Raw genomic sequence first — 19,057 nt, forward strand, 5'->3', positions numbered from 1 at the left:
AACTTCCTTTCAAAAAATCATAGGATTTGATGCTAAATAATAACAAACGAATTCAAATAGAATCAAATAATATTTTATTCACAAATTACTGATTTACAGTGTTTTATGTTCAAATATATGTAAATTTCTAATAACGAAAACAACATAAAAATTTAAACAATTTTATTATGAAAAAATCACTCTATTTAGCATCATTTCTTTCGCTCTTATCCACTTCACTTTTTGCTCAAATTGGTGGTATTGAAGATTCAGTTAATGATGTTGGCGACACTATCAGAACTATTTTTCCAATTTTATTAGGTGTCATCTTCCTAGTTGGCTTCCTGTTTAATGCAGGACATTTCTTTGGGGAAAACGCAGACCTTAAAAAAGGAATAACTAGAGTACTTGTATTTGTTTTGATTGCTGGCGCAGTAGTCGGCATCTTCACATACCTAATAGGAATCGTAGTCTAACCCTCTAAGAGGGATTTAAATTACCAAGCTGTATGAAAAAATACGAAGTCTATAAAAACATCAGAAAACGGGCGGTCATTTTTGGGCTGCCTATTTCCTTGTTTGCATTAATGATGGTTGCGATTCTTGCCTCGTTATTAATCATCATTTTTTCATTCAGCTTCTTAATGATAATAGGTGTTATGGTTTTTAATGCAGCCTTATACATCGCTCTTACAAGGATGGCTAATAACCCACAACTTTTTCAAACAGCTAAAGCCTTTCCTGGAATAATAAGTAACAAAAGAAATTCTGGCTTCGATTATGAACAAGATTAATCTTTCTGCATATAACCCTATTACGGATATTCAAGACAATATCATATTTGCCAATAATGGCAATGTGGTCTTGTGCTATGAAGGAACGCTACCAGAAATTTATTCCTTATCCGAAAAAGACTTCGAGGACATACACGGTGCTTGGTTTCAGGCTTTAAAATCATTGCCCATTGGTACGGTGGTTCAAAAACAGGATATCTACCTAAAGAAAACATACACTTCAGAAAAGCTTCCGAATACAACCTTTTTAGAAAAAGCGACCCACGACCACTTCAAAGGGCGTGATTATATGGAACATCGTTGCTTTTTGTTCTTTACGCTCACTAAGAACAAAGCGTTGAATAATTCAAAATATGTAAACCCTTTTCGTAAAGTTTCCAAAGGAATTGTTCAACAATTGGATGATAACGTTAAGAGCTTCATCGGTTCAGTAAGCGATTCTATCTCCTTTATAAATAATAGCCGAAAGATGACCTTCGTTTCGCTTAAAGCGAAAGAGATACAGCAACTCACAAATGGCTATTTCAATGGCTTCAATGATGGGTTTGATACCGATATCATACTAGATAAAAAAAGCGTCAATATTGGCGAAAACCATTTTGATGCCCTGGCTATCAATAGCGAACTGTGCTTTGGCGAAAGTGTACAGAGTAGCAAGACCAATGAGAAATTCACATCTGACGATTTTGTGTTTCATCAAGGGTTTATTGATGGCTTAGGGCTTACGCTTAATGAGAATCACATAGTCAATCAAATCTTGTATTTGGATGACAAACAGAAGTGGCGCAAGCTGCTTGATAAGAAAGTTGAAGAACTGAACAAAAGCTCCAATTTCGGCTCTCAGAACAAAGTGGTACTAGGCAAAATTCAACACATTCTCGAGCAGATTAATGCCGATGATAATGCACGAATAATCCGTGGTCATCTAAACATTGTGTATTGGGATAAGACCCCTGAAAATTTAAGTCGAATCGGTTCAAAAATTAAAACTGAGTTTAAAGAACTGGACATCATTCCATACTATCCAAGAGGCGAAGAGCGGAAGAACTACATCCTTAATAGTTACTGCTGTTTTTCTTCTAATTTTTCAAATAACGACTTATATGTAACGGATTTGAAACACGCTTTATGTCTGTTCATTAATAACACCAATTACAATTCGGATGCCACAGGAATCATCTTTAACGATAGAGAACATAATGTACCTGTTCTAAAAGATGTTTGGGACGAACGCAAGAAACGTATAAAAGCACGAAACTTTGCGATTTTTGCGCCAACAGGCGAAGGAAAATCCTTTTTGGCAAATAATATTTTACGCCAATATTTTGAAAGTGGTGTCCGTTTGGTAATCATCGATTTGGGTGGTTCATATACCAAATTCGCAAAACTATACCCTGAGAAATATACCGTACTTAGATATGAAAGCGGAAAGAACTTAGGCATCAACCCTTTTTACATCAGCGATGTAAAAGATTTGACGCCTGAACGGTTGGAAGATTTATCTGTCTTCTTGTTTGAGCTGTTCGCTTCAGATTTAAAAGTGACCAAGGCACAATCGGTTTCTATCAAAAAAATACTGAAACATTATTACGATAGTACACTAGAAAATCACTCATTGGATGGATTTTACAGCTTTATAGAAAGGCATCAAGAAAAACTTCTTGACGACTTAAAAATCCATCCCGACTACTTCAACGTCACAAGCTTTTTGCACGTAATGTCAGAATATGTCGGCGATGGTCTATACAGTTTCCTATTTGAAGTCAGCGAAGACCAAACCTATAAAATAGAGGACAAACGATTAATTGTTTTTGAACTGGATGAAGTCAAAGACAATAAGGAAATCTTATCTGTAATGTTAAAACTCATAAAATCGGCTATCCAAAGAACTATTTGGAAAAACCGTGCTGAAAAAGGTATCATCCTATTTGATGAGTTTGCCAAGCAGTTAAAGTTTGACAACGTACTGGAAAGTGTAGAATTCTACTACCAAGCTATTCGTAAACAAAATGGTGCTATTGGTATTATTCTGCAATCTATTAATCAGCTACCCAATAATTCCACATCAGCAAGCATACTGGAAAACACACAAATCATCTACAGCCTAAACAATGAAAAAGGCTATGACGAATTAGTTAAACGTCTCAATCTATCCAGCCACGACCTTAATCAATTAAAGTCTATCAAAAACAACCTTTCTGGACCACAGAAGTACACCGAAATGTTTATCAAAATAGGAAAGGAAAGTAACATTTTTCGTCTTGAAGTTCCGAAAGAAGTGTACGCAGCTTACTTGACCGATGGACAGGAAAATGAAGAAATAATGAAGCTCTACAATGAGCATAACGATATGGAAAAAGCAATAATTCAATTCACATCTAAAACATAATATTATGAAATCGAAGATTCACGAATACCAAAACAAATTTTCACCAATAAGTAAAACAAAAATCTTAGTACTAGCAATCGCATTGCTGTTTAGCTTAAATATTAAAGCCCAAGGAATGCCCACTTATGACAACACCAATTTTATCAGTTTGGTAAAACAACTTTTGGAATCAGGTAAACAGACGGCTCAAATGATTAAGTCTGTAAAATTCTTAAAAGATGCTAAAGAAGCCATCGAGCAAGTATCGAGCGTGGTTCAACAACTTAATGCTGTCCAAGAAATTGCAGACAACAATCAGCACCTTATAAATGTAATGCAAAATGATTTACAAGACATACTAAACTCTCCATACATTAAACCCGATGAAGTTAGTAGAGTTGTAGAATCCTTCGATGCCATAGTTCAAAACTCATTAGAAACGGTAGATTTTATTGATGAAATTCTATCCAGCGATTACCTAAAAATGAGCGATGCCGAACGCGCTGAAATCCTAAAGCAGAAAGAAATGGAATCCAAGCAAATGGTGTCTAACATCATTACAAAAACCAAACGCTATAAGAATATTATTTCCTTCAGAAAAATGCAAGACAAAGTCAATAACCGCGAAACAGAATACTAAAAATGACCGCAACCATTCTTTTAGGGATTGGACTGGAATACATAGATGCGGTTTTCCAGACCATACAGAGCAGCAACTTTTCGCAATACACCATTGCCGGAATGAAAACGCTTGCTGTTCTGTTCTTTTTAATCAATATTCTTAAAAAATATAATGAAGGTGTAGCGGATAAAGATGGTTACACCTGGGGATTAAGTCCAGGGGATTTGATGAAGAATTTTGCCATCGTCATATTAGTAATTTTCTCAACGCAGGTGTTAGGGTTTTTTGATGGTATTTTAGTGGCCATTGAAGGACAATATCGAGGCACAGCACCTGCTTTGCTTCCTTTGCAAATGCAAGACATTCCCATAGAAGAAGACGTTAGTATCATCGAGGTTGCGCAAGCAGCTATGACGCTCTTATATGAAGCTTTAGTAACACCACTCTACGGTTTCAAGATATTTGCATTTATCATAAGTCTTTTTCTTTGGATTTTGGATTTGTTTATCTATCCGCTATTTCTTGCAGAACGCTATTTTTTATTAGGTATAATGCAAGCCTTTTTTCCATTGGTTATAAGTCTAGCAGTTTTTGAAAAGTTTCGTTCGCTTGCCTACACGTTTTTTAAATTGTACGCTGCGGTCTATATGTTGGTGCCTGCTTTCTTTCTAGTAAACGTATTTATCAATGCGCTCTACACGGAAATGAACACTAACTTTTGGACCAACTTGTTTGGTACAGATGTAGGTCAAGGCTTTTTTGCACCTGTTGTGCAACTCGGTTCAGTAGGCTTTATCGTTTTCTTGAAATTCAAACTCTATAGACGTGCAACGTCCTTTACACTCAGATTGTTTACCAGTTAATCCAATTCAGAATGAAAACACCATACAAAAATATCTATAACGTCTTAAAATTGAATCGATTTATCGTTTTGGCAGTCGTTGTCTGTGCATTGCTGTCTAGTACCTTTTCAGTCTGGATGGCATTCAACACAAATCAAAATGCGCTAAATAGTGCTTTTGCAATTAATACCGATGGTAGTATTATTCCTTTGAAACTCGTTACCCAAAAAGAAAATTTTCAAGTAGAAGCTTTATCACATTTAGATCTATTTCACAAGTACTTCTATAACATTGATGCGAGTAATTATGAGCGTAATTTAAAAAAAGCACTTTGGTTGGGTAATAGTACAATTGATAATCTATACCGACAGAAAAAAGCTGATGGTGTTTATAATCGGCTATTACAATATTCATTGGTTCAAAAAGTCTTGAGTATCAATTCAAAAGTTATAGAGAATAAGAACTCTTACAGTTTTACAACTACAACCATATTTGAAATAAATAGAGGCTCTATTGTCGATACCTATGAACTAGTTTCAACCGGAAACCTAATTATGGTTGACCGAAACTTCCCAAACAATCCGCACGGATTATTGATTACCGATTACTTCGAAAACACTTTAAAAAAACTAAATAATGAAAGTTGAAAGCCCATAATGGGCATTTAAAAACCACTATTATGAAGATTGAAAAGAACAAAATAGTATTTGCAGCAGTATTGGCTGTGATTTTCATATTCCTGATTTCATATTCCGTGATGGTAATGGGCGATGATGAAAGTGAAAATGAAAACCTTGAACAGACCCTGATACCCAATTTAGAAGAAAATCAAAAGGAATATGATTCTAAACTGGATGCCATAAATGATTTGAAAGAAGTGCGTGAGAATAACGCACCTAGCATCTACGATGAAAAATTTTTGGATTCAACAGGTCTTTACAATCCTGATCTACCAGAACAGGAAAAGAAACGTATCGTAGATAGTATTTACGAGGCTGGCAAAATTCAATATTCTGAAAAGCGATATCAAAACTTTGGGCAAAAGAAAGTCGCTCAAAAAAGCACACAGCAAATTGACTCAGCCGATATCAAAAGAGAACAAAAAATAGAAGCTAAAGAATTGGGCTTGGAACATCAATTGTTCTTTGCTGCTTCGCCGAAACCAAACGAAGTTTCGATTATTGGCAATACAGATGAAACCATTTATGTGGTTGTTGATGGCGACCAAATTGTGAAAGTAAATACTCGATTACGAATGCGACTAACCAAAGATGCAACAATCAATAATAAATTGATGCCAAAGAACACACCTGTTTTTGGATTTATAAGTTTTCAGCCCAATCGGGCTTTAATTGAGATTGAAAATATAAAACATCATCCCACCAAACTCAAAGCCTTCGATTTATCGGATGGCAGTGAGGGCATATATGTACAAAACAATTTTCGAGCAGAAGCTACTACCGAAGTTATAGATGATATTGTTAGCGACATCAATATTCCTACCGTTCCACAAGTAGGCGGAATTACAAAGGTGTTTAGGCGTAACAATCGAAACATAAAAGTAACCGTACTAAATAATTACAGATTAATTCTAAAACCAAAATTATGAGCCTATAATGGGCATTTAAAAACGCACTCTTATGAAAAAGCATATCATTATTTCAGCTCTTATAATTATGTCCGCTATCGCACCTCGATTGTGCTGGGCACAAGCTACAACGCAAACAAACACGGTCCTCGACACTATTTACGCAAACGACACTAAAAATGTTGCGCTATTTTTCCCAGAACCTATACGTCAGGGTATAACTGGTTCGGATAATTTTGTTTTTACCTACAATCGTGAGAAAGAACAATACTTTGGATTACTTCAGGCAAAGCCTGGGAAAGAAAGTAATCTACTGGTAGTCAACAGAAATGGATCAATTTTTTCGTATATTGTGAGGTATAAAAAGCAACTGTCTCAGCTCAATTACTTCATTCCTTTATCAAATAGTATTGGGAATGAAAAGCCATTAGTAAGTGATTCTATTCAGACTGCAACTGTTAAAGATAGTATAGACAACAGAACGTATTATTATCACAAATTCTGCTCTTATCTTCTTAACAGAAACCAGCGTATAGGTCGAATTAAGAAGCGAAATGACGGTATCATTTTGAGTATTGAGAATATAGTTTTTGATAAGGAAGAGCTTTATTTTGTTATCCAAATTGAGAATAAATCTACCTTGGATTACGATTTGAATTTTCTAAACCTTTCGATTGAAACACGACAAAAAGGCAAGAGAAAATCGTTACAAAAACTGATTCAAGAACCCGTATATAAGTACAATTTACTATCTAGAATAGCGGAAGGTAAAGTTGTTAGATTGGTTTATATAGTGCCTAAGTTTTCAATAAGCAATGACCGTAGATTGGTTGTAGAGCTGAATGAGAAAAATGGGGAAAGAGAACTAAAATTGAAGGTGTCGCACAAATATATCAATAACCCAAATTAATATTATTATGAAAAAAATCGTCATTTGTTCGTTATTAGTTCTATTCATTTCCTGTTCAGGAAATAAAAATACGTCCCCTTCAGAAACCGCAAAAATTGTTTCGGAAAGCTTTTTCTCAAAAGATGAATCAGTTCTTAAAAAGCATACAACATTAGAAGAATATAGTAGTTTGATTACGGTTCAAAGTATGATGCCAGAATCAGATAAAGACATCGAGGTAGAAATCTTAGATGAAGCCACAGATGGAGACATTGCTTGGGTAAAATATAGCACTACCTATGATGGAAAATCTGGTGTTTTCAAATTAGCCAAAGAGAATGGACAATGGAAAGTGACCAGCAAAGGACCGAGAGAGAAAGGGCCTTTTTGAAAAAGAACTTTTATTAATTCTTTTCGAGGTTGATTTGCCAATATCCTTGCGTACCGCCGTTATGTGTTAAAAACTCTTTATTCTTAATATCTATAATATGTTTTCCAACAGCAAATTCGTTTATTCTTAAATTTCAGTAGAAGTAATAGAAGTATGGTTTGCAATTAATTGAAGGACTTATTTTTGTCTTTTAGCCAGATCTTCAGTTGCATCAATTACACCATCTTATTGCTTAGCCTTTTCATTAACCTCTGCTGCAGTTTCTTTAGCAAAAAAAGTAATTCCAAAGAAGTTAATTGAAAAAAATAAAGCTCCCTTTTTCGTAATGCTATGAGATTCGAGGAATGCCGGAACCCAATAGTTCTAACAATTCCAAATCTTTGAAAATCTCGTCTTTTATAAATTGGCAACCAGCAAAAACAATTTTTAGAACTTTTGCCACAAGAGTTTCAACGCAAATAAGCAGTTCCCCTTGGTAAATAGTTAGGCTTATTCGAAAGGTCGGTTGATGATTATCTAAACAACCCTTTACCAATGCTTTTGTAGAAACCAAAGACAGGGCATTATGGAAAAGAGACCCAATAATGAAGAGAATTGATTTAAACTTGTATATTTGCCCAAGTTCGGACAAGTCAATAAATGGTTCAATATGGGTCAACATCTTTCATTAGCGGTTAAAAATAACTACTCTTTCTACAATAAACTATTGCTTGAAAGGAAGTCTATTTTTTCAGAAGTAATTGAAATTAATAGCAAAGCTAATAACCATAATTTTATTGAAAGTATAGAACCGGTTGTTTACCCTGAGCTTGAGAATGATAAAATGAAATTATTGGTAAGAGTTAAACTCAATAACCACCATTTTTTCGAGATAAAACTAAAGTTAAAGGAATTTACACCAGCTCCATTTTTCAGGTTTGATAGTGATGGTACTACCCATCATAATAGAATAGACGGAATCCCTCTTAATGAGCAAGCAATCACAACACCTCATTTTCACAAGTTCAATGAAAACGGTATTGAAATAGCCTACAAAACGGATAAGTTGTTAGACCCAAAAGAAAGCAAGGCATTAGAAGATATAAACCTTTGTATTATTCATTTTTTCCACGAATCAAACACAAGATTAAAGAATGATGATTTTCCCGAAATCAAAATAATGTCTGACACCTTAGGTTTTAAAATGACTAAGGAAGACCCTAATCAAAATATTGCCTTCCTATGAATCTATTAGAAATTTTCACAGATATAAAAAATGCTTTTGGAGGCTTATGGCAAACCAAACAGAGAGGTAATTCATTAGAAATTATTACCCCATACGCTACGACCAACAATCGTTTTGTTTCAGTATTTCTATCCAAGCAAGGTGATGATTATGTTATTTCTGATGGTGGTTGGTTAAATAGTGGAGTGTATGAAGTTGCAATAGGTGAAGAAACTTGCTTTTTAAAAATACTATACCATTTCCAAAACTCTTTTGAAATAAAGCAAATTGCAAATGCTGAAGGCATTACATACTACTACCTAAAAACAGCCAATGCAATAGATATACCCTCTAAACTGTTTGACCTTACTTTATTCATTCAAAATATAGTAAGCGTTTCAGAAATAGCATTTGATGACAAAGAAGAAAAGGAAACCAAAGAAAGATTTGTTTCAATAGCAAATGAATACTTGAAATCATTTGCCAACAGAGAGAAATTGAAACTAAATCAATATCTAATACCTGAGAAAAAAGACATTAAGTTCAATGCTATTTACAATAATACACCAAGCACACTGTCTTTGGTAAATTACGTTACAGGTAGCTCAAACTCTTATTTTTCAAATAGTATTTCAAAAGCAAATATGCTTTTTCAAATGGCTGATGATTCAAGTGCTAAAGAATTTATTAAATCAAAAGTATCCATCATAGACAATACAGCAGATGGTTATGTGCCTGAAAAATTAGCAGGTTATTTATATCATTTAGAACACCACACAGGTTCACTTTTAGTGAACTGGAGCGAAAAAGAAAGACTTCAATCAATACTCAATTAAGATGACAAAGAAAGTATTTCATACCAACACCTTAGGCGATAAACTTCGGCAGTTAAGAGATGAAAAAAACTTAATGCAAAGAGAAGTTGGGGCAGTAATAGAAGTTGACGGAGCATTTATAAGCAAAGTCGAAAATAGCGAAAAACCAATCAACAGAAAGCACCTTGCAACATTAAGTAAGTATTTCAAGGTGGAAGAAGATGATTTGCAAACGCTTTGGTTAGCTGATAAAATATACAATATGACAAAATCAGAACCAACAGCTATGGAATCATTAAAAATTGTTTTACAAAGAATTAAAAGGAATTAAAATAGATGGCTAAAAAAAAGGAATCAACCCAGGAACCAATTGAGAAACAGCTTTGGAAAGCAGCAGATAAACTGCGAAAAAATATTGATGCAGCAGAATATAAACATATTGTATTAGGCTTAATCTTTCTAAAATACATATCTGATTCTTTTGAAGAACTTTATGCCAAACTAAAAGCAGGTGAAGGCGAATATGCAGGTGCTGACCCAGAAGACAGAGACGAGTACAGAGCAGAAAATGTATTCTTTGTGCCACCTTCTGCAAGATGGTCTTATTTACAAGGTAGAGCCAAACTTCCTGAAATAGGTAAAGACATTGATAATGCAATGGATGCTATTGAAAGAGACAATGCTTCACTAAAAGGAGTACTACCCAAAGCATTTGCCAAAGAGAATTTAGACCCTACCAGTTTAGGGCAACTCATTGATTTGATTAGTAACATTGCTTTAGGTGATGAAGTAAGCAGAAGTCAAGATTTATTGGGGAAAGTATATGAGTATTTTTTAGGTGAATTTGCTTTAGCTGAAGGTAAAAAGGGCGGACAGTTCTACACGCCTGAGAGTATTGTAAAACTATTGGTAGAAATGCTACAACCATATAAAGGTAGAGTGTTTGACCCTTGTTGTGGTTCAGGTGGTATGTTCGTTCAGTCTGAAAAATTCATTTTGGCTCATCAAGGTAAAATCAATGATATTTCCATTTACGGGCAAGAAAGCAATCAGACTACTTGGCGTTTGGCTAAAATGAATTTAGCCATTAGAGGGATTGATAGCTCACAAGTAAAGTGGAACAATGAAGGCTCATTTTTAAACAATGCACATAAAGATTTAAAAGCAGATTACATTATCGCAAATCCTCCATTTAATGATAGTGATTGGAGCGGAAATCTTTTAAGAAGTGATGCAAGGTGGTCTATCGCACCACCCCCAATAAACAATGCAAATTTTGGTTGGGTTCAACATTTCTTATATCACTTAAATAATGAAGGAAAAGCAGGGTTTGTTCTATCAAATGGTGCGTTATCGTCAAACACTTCTAATGAAGGAGAAATAAGGTCAGAGTTTGTGAAAAGAGACTTAGTGGAATGTATTGTTATGCTTCCAAGCTCTTTATTCTTCAATACAGGTATTCCAGCTTGTTTGTGGTTTATGAGGAAACAAAAGACCAAAAGAAAAGGTGAGATTTTATTTATTGATGCTTCTGATTTAGGGTATATGATTAATCGTAAAAACAGGGCTTTTGCCGAATCTGATATTCAACAAGTAAAAGACACTTATCATAACTGGTTAAATAATCCAAGTGAATATGAAGATATTAAGGGCTTTTGTAAGTCAGCAACACTTGAAGCTGTAGAAAAACATAAATATGTTTTAACTCCAGGAAGGTATGTTGGCATTCCAGACCTTGAAGATGATGGTATTCCTTATGAAGATAAGATTAATGAAATTCAAAAGGATTTAAGTTTTCAATATGAAGAATCAAAAATAATTGACGAATCTCTATTAAAGAACCTTAAAAAAGTTGGTATTGAATTATGAGCGAAAGGATAGAAACAGAATTAGGTTTACTTCCTAAGGATTGGGATTTAGTGCCATTGGGTGATTTACTCTACATAAAAGGACGTATTGGTTGGAAAGGTTTAAAAAAATCTGAGTACATCCAAGAAGGCTATGCTATAATAAATGGTGAGCAAATAAAAAATGATGAAGTAAACTGGGCTACAGTAGGTCGAATTCCAAAAGAAAGGTATGACGAAAGTCCAGAAATTATGCTTCAACAGGATGATATTTTAATGACCAAAGATGGTACAATTGGAAAAATAGCTTATGTAGATAAATTACCTGAACCAGCAACTGTTGCAAGTGGTGTTTTTGTTATAAGACAAAATTCTGAAAAGCTAAACCAACGCTATTTGTACAATTATTTTAGGTCTCATTTTTTTAAGCATCTAATAAAAAGTAGAACAGAAGGTTCTGTAATACCTCATTTATATCAAAGAGATTTTAAAGAGATGTTGATTCCTCTTCCTAATCCTAAGGAACAAGAAACAATTGCTGATACATTATTTAGTATTAGCAGAAAAATTAAAAATTTAGAATCAACGAATGAAACATTATACAACTTAGCTAATATCATTTTTGAAGAAAATATAAAGCTTGATAATGAAAGTGACAATTCAATTAGTACTGAAATAGGTTTAATACCGAGTAACTGGCAGGTTGTCAAATTGATTGATTGTCTTACCATATTAATAGACAATAGAGGTAAAACACCTGTATATGTTGATGAAGGAATACCTGCATTAAGTGCAAAGTTTGTAAAAGGTGGTGAAATAATTCGCCAACACCAAATGAATTACGTTAGTCAAGAACTATGGGAAGCAAGCGAGAAACTTCAAGAAAGGGATATAATTATGACTTCAGAGGCTCCATTAGGTGAGTTGTATTTTGTTTTAGGTAACACTAATTATTACCCTGCACAAAGAGTATATACATTAAGAACCGACAAAGCAATTCTTCCCTCTGAATATTTGTATTTATGGCTTAATTCACGATATGGTAAATATCTTGTTTCAAGAAGGGGTTCTGGCTCTACTGTTCAAGGAATTAAACAATCCGAACTTAAATTAGTGGAAGTCCTAATACCAGATGAAAAAACAATTGAAAGACTAACGCCAATTTTTCAAGACATTTTTAAAAAAAGGCAAATCAATTTTGATGAAATAAAAACATTAAAGCATTTAAGAAAAACACTTTTGCCACGATTATTGAGTGGAGAAATCAGACTTGATTAGTATCTAAAAATCATTAAAATTAAAAATCATTAACCTTTTAAGTAATTAATTTTGTAACTTTGCAATGGAATTATCGTATAAAAATAACAAGCTGAAGAAGTCGCTCGATACTGATAAAGGTATAGCAAAGAGTTACGGCACATTAGCAAAAAAGGTAAAGTTGCGTATCACTCAGCTTAAAAACGCAGATAATTTAGAGGTGATCTCAAAATTACCTGTATTACGATTGCACCAACACATAGGCAAAGGGAAAGGCAGTTGGTCAATAGACATTCAAGAAAATTGGAGAATACTATTTATAATAAACCAAGACCCTATACCAACCTTAGAAGATGGTGGAGTAGATTTAAAAGCGATAACCATTATAAGTATTGAGTCTGTAGAAGACCCTCACTAACTTAAAAAGGAAACAAAATGACTGATTTAAAATTAAAAAAATCCTTACTCTCTTGCCCAGGCGATAGTATTCAAGAGCATATAGACCATATAGGTATGTCGCAAGCAGAATTAGCAGAGCGTTTAGGGAGGTCTGTTCCTAAACTTAATGAGTTAATCAAAGGAAAAGCACCAATAACTAAAGAAACAGCCACCAAATTAGAATACGTTTTAGGTGTGCCTGCAAGTTTTTGGATAAACTTAGAACGTACCTACCAAGATGAATTATTGGAGATAGAGCAAATGGAATATCTTGAAACTTGCAAAGAGTGGGTTCAAGGTTTTCCTACAAAAGAGCTAAAGAATTGGGGATTATTGCCGGATACCAACGAAAAGACAATTTTAGCAGAAGGCTTGTTAAAATACTTTAGAATTGCAACACCAAATGAATGGCACGCTATTTACCAAGAAAGCTCATTAGCTTTTAAAATAGAATTAAAGCATACTGTTCATCCACAAGCCATTTCAGTTTGGTTGCGTTTAGGAGAATTACAAGCTGAAAAAATAAAATTAGATACATTTGACAAAAAGAAGATTAGAGCAAATTACAGCTCTTTTCAAAGTATTTGCTACAACCATTCCGATAATTGGTTAGAAGAATTGCAAGCACTTTGTGCTTCTTGCGGTATTGCAATAGTCTATACACCTTGTATTAAAAAAGCACCAATTTATGGAGCTTCCAGATGGATAAAAAATTATTCAACACCACTAATTCAATTAACAGATAGACGAAAAGACTACAACGCCTTTTGGTTTTCCTTTTATCACGAATTAGGGCATATTTTATACCACGGCAAAAAAGATATTTTTATTGAAGGGTTGGAAGAAATTGTTCCAGATAAAGACAAGGAAGATGAAGCAGATGCATTTGCAGCACGTATGTTATTATCAGAAAAAGAAAGAAATGAGTTATCTAAATATCCAAAATTTGATAGAGAGTTAATTTTAAAACTAAGTGATAAATTTAAAAAACACCCTGGTATCATTGTAGCCCAAGTACAAAGACAATACAGACATTTGTATAAAAATGTACGTTTGAATAGCTTAAAAACTAAGGTAGAATTTACTGACTTAACTATTTAAGCTATGGCTAAAATTACTGAAAACGACATAGAATTATATGCTATAGAAGAATTAGAAAACCTTGGGTATTCCTATATCTATGGTCCAGATATTGCACCTGATACAGATGCACAAGAAAGAACCTCTTTTGATCAAGTAATTCTTACAGAAAGGCTTCAGAAAGCAATAGACCGTATAAATCCAAGTATTCCAAGTAATGCTAAAGAAGATGCTCTAAAACAAGTATTGCGTATAGGTACACCTGATTTATTAACCGATAATGAAACGTTTCATAAAATGCTCACAGAGGGCATAAATGTAACCTATCAAAAAAACGGAAGCCAAAGAGGAGATATTGTAAAATTAGTTGATTTTGATACGGTAAATAACAATGAATTTAATGTTATCAATCAGTTTACTGTTATTGAAAATAACAACAACAAAAGACCAGATGTAATTCTATTTATAAATGGTTTACCCTTAGTAGTCATAGAGCTAAAAAATGCAGTAGATGAAAATGCAACAATAAGGTCGGCTTACAAGCAAATACAAACCTATAAAGCTACCATTCCATCATTATTTACCTACAACAGCATATTGGTAATTTCAGACGGTACAGAAGCCAAAGCAGGTTCATTATCGGCAGGATTTACTCGTTTTATGTCTTGGAAAACAGCAGACGGAGAAAGTGAAGCATCACATCTTATTCCTGAAATGGAAACGCTTATCAATGGGATGCTAAATAAAGAAACCGTTTTAGACCTTATTCGTCATTTTATTGTATTTGAAAAATCTAAAAAAGAAGATTTAAAAACAGGTATTACCACTATTGAAACGGTAAAGAAAATAGCAGCCTATCATCAATATTATGCAGTTAACAAAGCAGTTAAAAGTACCCAATTAGCAAGTGTAGAAGATGGAGACAGAAAAGGTGGAGTTGTATGGCATACACAAGGCTCTGGAAAGTCTTTATCAATGGTTTTCTATTCAGGTAAGATAGTTTTAAATCTAAACAACCCTACCATATTAGTCATAACAGATAGAAATGATTTAGACGACCAATTATTTGACACCTTTGCTTCATCCACTCAATTATTAAGACAAACACCGGTACAAGCTGAAAATCGCCATCACTTAAAAGAGTTGCTAAAAGTTGCATCAGGTGGAGTTGTTTTTGCAACCATTCAAAAATTCCAACCAGAAGAAGGAAACATTTTTGAAACCCTTTCAGAACGTAAAAACATAATTGTTGTAGCAGATGAAGCCCATAGAACACAGTATGGTTTTAAAGCTAAAACAATAGATGAAAAAGATGCAGATGGTAATGTGGTAGGTAATAAAGTAGTTTATGGTTTTGCAAAGTATATGAGAGATGCTTTGCCAAATGCCACTTATTTAGGTTTTACAGGAACACCTATTGAAAATACAGACGTAAACACATCAGCAGTATTTGGGAACTATGTAGATATATATGATATAGCCCAAGCAGTAGAAGATGGTGCAACAGTTAGAATATTTTATGAAAGTAGATTAGCCAAAATTGCCTTAACAGAAGAAGGTAAAAAAATGGTTGAAGATTTAGATGAGGAATTAGGCGAAATAGAATTAACCGAAACCCAAAAGGCTAAAGCAAAATGGACAAAATTAGAAGCCTTAGTCGGAAGCGAAAGAAGAGTAAAAAGTATTGCTAAAGATGTAGTAACACACTTTGAAGCTCGGCAAGAGGTTTTTGAAGGTAAAGCAATGGTAGTTTCTATGTCGAGAAGAATAGCAGCAGAATTATACAAAGCTATTACCACTTTAAGACCAGATTGGCACAATGACGATTTAGACAAAGGAGCAATAAAAGTAATAATGACTGCATCATCTTCTGATGGTCCAGAAATGGCAAAACATCATACCACAAAGCAACAGCGTAGAGCATTAGCAGACCGTATGAAAGACCCAAAAGACGAATTAAAATTAGTAATAGTTCGAGATATGTGGTTAACAGGTTTTGATGCTCCTTCTATGCACACTCTTTACATTGACAAGCCAATGAAAGGCCATAATTTAATGCAAGCTATTGCAAGAGTAAATAGAGTTTATAAAGATAAACCAGGTGGTTTAGTTGTTGATTATTTGGGTATAGCATCAGACCTTAAAAAGGCATTAGCCTTTTATTCAGATAGTGGTGGTAAAGGAGACCCAACCATTGCACAGGATCAAGCAGTACAACTAATGTTGGAAAAAATAGAAGTTGTATCGCAAATGTTTTTAGAGAAACCAGAGCAAGGCTATTCCAGCGATTTTACTTCATTAGTAGAAGATCCATCCGTTCCATATTTAGGGAGAAATAAAGGTTTATTGTATGAAGAATATTTTACAGCTGATACCAAAACTAAACTTAAAATAATATTAGCAGCAGAAGAGCATATTTTGAGTATTGAAGATGGTAAAAAACGTTTTATCAATGAAGTTACAGCATTGTCTAAAGCGTTTGCAATTGCTATACCTCACGAGCAAGCATTAGATGCTAAAGATGAAATAGGCTTTTTTCAAGCGGTTAAATCAAGGCTTCAAAAATTCGATACTACTGGCTCAGGTACATCAGATGACGAAATAGAATCAGCTATCAGACAAGTAATTGATAAAGCATTAGTTTCAGATGGTGTGATAGATGTGTTTGATGCAGCAGGTATCAAGAAACCTGACATTTCAATCCTATCTGATGATTTCCTTATGGAAATCAAAGATATGGAGCATAAAAACTTAGCATTAGAAACATTAAAAAAATTGCTTAATGACGAAATAAAATCAAGAGCAAAAACAAATCTAATACAGAGTAAATCCTTAATGGAGATGCTTGAAAATTCTATTAAAAAATATCAAAATAAAATTCTTACAGCAGCAGAAGTAATAGAAGAATTGATAGAGTTAGCCAATAGCATAAAAAATAAAGACAAAGCCGATAAAGACACAGGCTTAACCAATGAAGAATTAGCCTTCTACTATGCAATTGCTGAAAATGAAAGTGCCAAAGAAGTATTAGGTAATGAGGTTTTAAGAGAATTAGCAGTCTATTTATCAGAAGTTGTAAAAAACAATGCTACAATAGACTGGACGATTAAGGAAAGCGTAAGAGCTAAACTGAAAGTAATGGTAAAAAGAGCCTTAAGGAAGTTTGGCTATCCACCAGACCTTCAAAAATTAGCAACAGAAACCGTATTAAAACAAGCAGAGTTGTTAGCGAACCATTGGACTAAATAATTAAAATAAAATTAGCTCTTATTTATGAAAATATGTAGTGTTAAAATAGAAAACTTTAAGGCATTCAATTCAGTTGAGATACCTTTAAATCCAAAATTCAATGTTATTATTGGGGAAAATAATATTGGTAAATCTACATTATTTGAAGCTATCCATTTATGGATGTTAGGCTACAAAAGTTTAATTCAAGCAAATGGTAAAAGTTTTTATGGTTCAAATACACTCAGATATATCTCTTTTGATAGTTTGTACTTTTTAAGAATAACGAATATAAATGACGTTTTTCATTCAAATAAGAAAACAGCATCTATAACCATAAATATTCTACTCGAAGAGAAAATTTATTCTCTTAAAATAAAATTTGAGAAACCTGCTTCTATGGGTTTCTATTTGAGGGTAAAATATGAAGGCCAGGATTTTAAATCGCTCAGTGAGATGTTAAAAGAAAAGGGATTGAATTTATCCAATTCCATATTTATTTACCATACACGCCCAGTTTTTAGCACTATAAAAAATGAACCCTTTTACAATAGTGCTCAACTGATGAAAAAAATATCACTTGGCAAAACGTATGATGTGATTAGAAATAAAATATTGAAGGGCGACCCATCTGAAAGAAAGTTTATAAGATTACAGCAACGTATTTCCAAAGTATTTAATAATCAAGTAGAAATTCGTTTCAAAAATAAAAATTTACAAGATGAAGAATATGTTAGAATAACTGTTAAAATTGATAACTCAAAAGAAGTTGATATCTCGCTTGTAGGAAGTGGTATATTACAAATTATTGATATTTTTTCCACTTTAGAGTTTATTAATAGACGTGATAATTGCTTAAATATTTTACTAATAGATGAACCTGATTCCCATATTCATTCAAATCTACAATCAGCTTTAATTGATGAGTTACGTACTGATATAAACAATCAACACTTTATAATAACTCATAATGACCGTTTAATTAACAAAGCCGAGGAAGGTGAATTGTTGTTTATTAATAAGGTAAGTTTAGAAAAAGGCAAAATAATACCTATTCCAAAAGAGAATTATAATAATGTAACGGCCGAACTTGCTTCAAAAATGTTTAGTCTAAATGAAATAGAAAGAAATAAAATCATTGTAATCACAGAAGGTAAAACAGACAAAAAAATACTCGAAATTGCTTGGTCTAAGTTAAATCCAGATATTGCTTGTCCTTTTAAATTTATAAGTTCAGGAATACAGATAGACGAAAACACCAGAACAGGTAATGCTGACAGCGTAAGAAGAACGATTGAAACTTTGTCAACTTTTTTTTCTGATTTAAAAATAATAGGTTTATTTGATAATGATAGAGAGGGGTATGAGCAGTTTAATAGTTTAAATAAAGAAATATTTACACCACAAGACTATAATAGTATTCACAGGAAGCATTTAGAGAAAAATATTTTTGGTGTAGTTTTACCAGTTCCTATATTTAGACAGCAATATATAAACATAAATAGTATGAAACAGCGGTATTTTGTCATTGAACATTATTTTAGTGATGAAATATTACAGCAACACAATATGATTGACGAACCTATTATCAATGGCGTTTCAATTTATGAAATTAGTGGTAAGAAAAATAATTTTTCACAGCATATACAAGATTTAGATGTAAATGAATTTGGTAATTTTAGTATATTATTTCAATATATTGAAAATCTTTTTTAG

Annotated in this window: 18 protein-coding genes; all 18 read left to right on the forward strand. The window is 33.4% G+C overall.

What is annotated here, in order from left to right; translation table 11 throughout:
• The first annotated feature begins 167 nt into the window (after window positions 1-167).
• On the forward strand, window positions 168-455 hold the full coding sequence (locus ACFFU9_RS15085; RefSeq protein WP_026813281.1) for a hypothetical protein: 288 nt from the start codon (window positions 168-170) through the stop codon (window positions 453-455).
• A 32-nt stretch (window positions 456-487) separates the two neighbouring features.
• A complete protein-coding gene (locus ACFFU9_RS15090; RefSeq protein ID WP_379862309.1) occupies window positions 488-772 on the forward strand; it encodes a hypothetical protein in 285 nt (94 codons plus the stop codon).
• The gene (locus tag ACFFU9_RS15095) at window positions 759-3,161 is read left to right on the forward strand and encodes a TraG family conjugative transposon ATPase (protein WP_379862310.1); all 2,403 of its coding nucleotides are present in this window, start codon (window positions 759-761) and stop codon (window positions 3,159-3,161) included. Before ACFFU9_RS15090 ends, ACFFU9_RS15095 begins: the two co-directional genes overlap by 14 nt.
• 4 nt (window positions 3,162-3,165) lie before the next feature.
• Window positions 3,166-3,780, forward strand: coding sequence for a hypothetical protein (locus ACFFU9_RS15100; RefSeq protein ID WP_051315574.1), 615 nt, complete (start codon window positions 3,166-3,168; stop codon window positions 3,778-3,780).
• A 2-nt stretch (window positions 3,781-3,782) separates the two neighbouring features.
• Window positions 3,783-4,625, forward strand: coding sequence for a hypothetical protein (locus ACFFU9_RS15105; protein ID WP_379862311.1), 843 nt, complete (start codon window positions 3,783-3,785; stop codon window positions 4,623-4,625).
• An 11-nt stretch (window positions 4,626-4,636) separates the two neighbouring features.
• Entirely contained in the window at window positions 4,637-5,251 is a 615-nt protein-coding gene (locus ACFFU9_RS15110) for a conjugal transfer protein TraK (RefSeq protein ID WP_379862312.1), read from the forward strand.
• Between the two features lie 32 nt (window positions 5,252-5,283).
• Window positions 5,284-6,213 carry a conjugative transposon protein TraM gene (traM, locus tag ACFFU9_RS15115; protein WP_379862313.1) on the forward strand — a complete coding sequence of 310 codons (930 nt, stop codon included), beginning with the start codon at window positions 5,284-5,286 and terminating at the stop codon, window positions 6,211-6,213.
• A gap of 31 nt (window positions 6,214-6,244) precedes the next feature.
• Entirely contained in the window at window positions 6,245-7,102 is an 858-nt protein-coding gene (locus ACFFU9_RS15120) for a DUF4138 domain-containing protein (RefSeq protein WP_379862314.1), read from the forward strand.
• A 7-nt stretch (window positions 7,103-7,109) separates the two neighbouring features.
• Entirely contained in the window at window positions 7,110-7,472 is a 363-nt protein-coding gene (locus ACFFU9_RS15125) for a hypothetical protein (RefSeq protein WP_379862315.1), read from the forward strand.
• Between the two features lie 649 nt (window positions 7,473-8,121).
• Window positions 8,122-8,697, forward strand: a complete 576-nt coding sequence (locus ACFFU9_RS15130; protein WP_379862316.1) for a hypothetical protein — start codon at window positions 8,122-8,124, stop codon at window positions 8,695-8,697.
• Window positions 8,694-9,512 (forward strand): hypothetical protein, encoded by an 819-nt coding sequence (locus ACFFU9_RS15135; RefSeq protein ID WP_379862317.1) that lies wholly within the window; start codon window positions 8,694-8,696, stop codon window positions 9,510-9,512. Before ACFFU9_RS15130 ends, ACFFU9_RS15135 begins: the two co-directional genes overlap by 4 nt.
• Before the next feature lies 1 nt (window position 9,513).
• Window positions 9,514-9,822: a helix-turn-helix domain-containing protein gene (locus ACFFU9_RS15140; protein WP_379862318.1), complete on the forward strand. Its 309-nt coding sequence runs from the start codon at window positions 9,514-9,516 to the stop codon at window positions 9,820-9,822.
• A 5-nt stretch (window positions 9,823-9,827) separates the two neighbouring features.
• Window positions 9,828-11,360 carry a type I restriction-modification system subunit M gene (locus ACFFU9_RS15145; RefSeq protein ID WP_379862319.1) on the forward strand — a complete coding sequence of 511 codons (1,533 nt, stop codon included), beginning with the start codon at window positions 9,828-9,830 and terminating at the stop codon, window positions 11,358-11,360.
• Window positions 11,357-12,616 (forward strand): restriction endonuclease subunit S, encoded by a 1,260-nt coding sequence (locus ACFFU9_RS15150; protein ID WP_379862320.1) that lies wholly within the window; start codon window positions 11,357-11,359, stop codon window positions 12,614-12,616. The genes ACFFU9_RS15145 and ACFFU9_RS15150 overlap by 4 nt, the downstream gene beginning before the upstream one ends.
• A gap of 64 nt (window positions 12,617-12,680) precedes the next feature.
• Window positions 12,681-13,013: a hypothetical protein gene (locus tag ACFFU9_RS15155; protein ID WP_379862321.1), complete on the forward strand. Its 333-nt coding sequence runs from the start codon at window positions 12,681-12,683 to the stop codon at window positions 13,011-13,013.
• A gap of 17 nt (window positions 13,014-13,030) precedes the next feature.
• The gene (locus tag ACFFU9_RS15160; protein ID WP_379862322.1) at window positions 13,031-14,134 is read left to right on the forward strand and encodes an ImmA/IrrE family metallo-endopeptidase; all 1,104 of its coding nucleotides are present in this window, start codon (window positions 13,031-13,033) and stop codon (window positions 14,132-14,134) included.
• Window positions 14,135-14,137: 3 nt separating this feature from the next.
• Window positions 14,138-17,362 (forward strand): type I restriction endonuclease subunit R, encoded by a 3,225-nt coding sequence (locus tag ACFFU9_RS15165; RefSeq protein ID WP_379862323.1) that lies wholly within the window; start codon window positions 14,138-14,140, stop codon window positions 17,360-17,362.
• Window positions 17,363-17,386: 24 nt separating this feature from the next.
• Window positions 17,387-19,057: an ATP-dependent nuclease gene (locus tag ACFFU9_RS15170; RefSeq protein WP_379862324.1), complete on the forward strand. Its 1,671-nt coding sequence runs from the start codon at window positions 17,387-17,389 to the stop codon at window positions 19,055-19,057.

It is taken from the genome of Mariniflexile ostreae (assembly GCF_042427585.1).
Taxonomy (GTDB): Bacteria; Bacteroidota; Bacteroidia; order Flavobacteriales; family Flavobacteriaceae; genus Pseudalgibacter; species Pseudalgibacter ostreae.

Bases quoted from the DNA above. Each gene is read 5' to 3' on its own strand.
- ACFFU9_RS15085 (WP_026813281.1), top strand. From the start codon at position 168: ATGAAAAAATCACTCTATTTAGCATCATTTCTTTCGCTCTTATCCACT.
- ACFFU9_RS15090 (WP_379862309.1), top strand. From the start codon at position 488: ATGAAAAAATACGAAGTCTATAAAAACATCAGAAAACGGGCGGTCATT.
- ACFFU9_RS15095 (WP_379862310.1), top strand. From the start codon at position 759: ATGAACAAGATTAATCTTTCTGCATATAACCCTATTACGGATATTCAA.
- ACFFU9_RS15100 (WP_051315574.1), top strand. From the start codon at position 3,166: ATGAAATCGAAGATTCACGAATACCAAAACAAATTTTCACCAATAAGT.
- ACFFU9_RS15105 (WP_379862311.1), top strand. From the start codon at position 3,783: ATGACCGCAACCATTCTTTTAGGGATTGGACTGGAATACATAGATGCG.
- ACFFU9_RS15110 (WP_379862312.1), top strand. From the start codon at position 4,637: ATGAAAACACCATACAAAAATATCTATAACGTCTTAAAATTGAATCGA.
- traM (WP_379862313.1), top strand. From the start codon at position 5,284: ATGAAGATTGAAAAGAACAAAATAGTATTTGCAGCAGTATTGGCTGTG.
- ACFFU9_RS15120 (WP_379862314.1), top strand. From the start codon at position 6,245: ATGAAAAAGCATATCATTATTTCAGCTCTTATAATTATGTCCGCTATC.
- ACFFU9_RS15125 (WP_379862315.1), top strand. From the start codon at position 7,110: ATGAAAAAAATCGTCATTTGTTCGTTATTAGTTCTATTCATTTCCTGT.
- ACFFU9_RS15130 (WP_379862316.1), top strand. From the start codon at position 8,122: ATGGGTCAACATCTTTCATTAGCGGTTAAAAATAACTACTCTTTCTAC.
- ACFFU9_RS15135 (WP_379862317.1), top strand. From the start codon at position 8,694: ATGAATCTATTAGAAATTTTCACAGATATAAAAAATGCTTTTGGAGGC.
- ACFFU9_RS15140 (WP_379862318.1), top strand. From the start codon at position 9,514: ATGACAAAGAAAGTATTTCATACCAACACCTTAGGCGATAAACTTCGG.
- ACFFU9_RS15145 (WP_379862319.1), top strand. From the start codon at position 9,828: ATGGCTAAAAAAAAGGAATCAACCCAGGAACCAATTGAGAAACAGCTT.
- ACFFU9_RS15150 (WP_379862320.1), top strand. From the start codon at position 11,357: ATGAGCGAAAGGATAGAAACAGAATTAGGTTTACTTCCTAAGGATTGG.
- ACFFU9_RS15155 (WP_379862321.1), top strand. From the start codon at position 12,681: ATGGAATTATCGTATAAAAATAACAAGCTGAAGAAGTCGCTCGATACT.
- ACFFU9_RS15160 (WP_379862322.1), top strand. From the start codon at position 13,031: ATGACTGATTTAAAATTAAAAAAATCCTTACTCTCTTGCCCAGGCGAT.
- ACFFU9_RS15165 (WP_379862323.1), top strand. From the start codon at position 14,138: ATGGCTAAAATTACTGAAAACGACATAGAATTATATGCTATAGAAGAA.
- ACFFU9_RS15170 (WP_379862324.1), top strand. From the start codon at position 17,387: ATGAAAATATGTAGTGTTAAAATAGAAAACTTTAAGGCATTCAATTCA.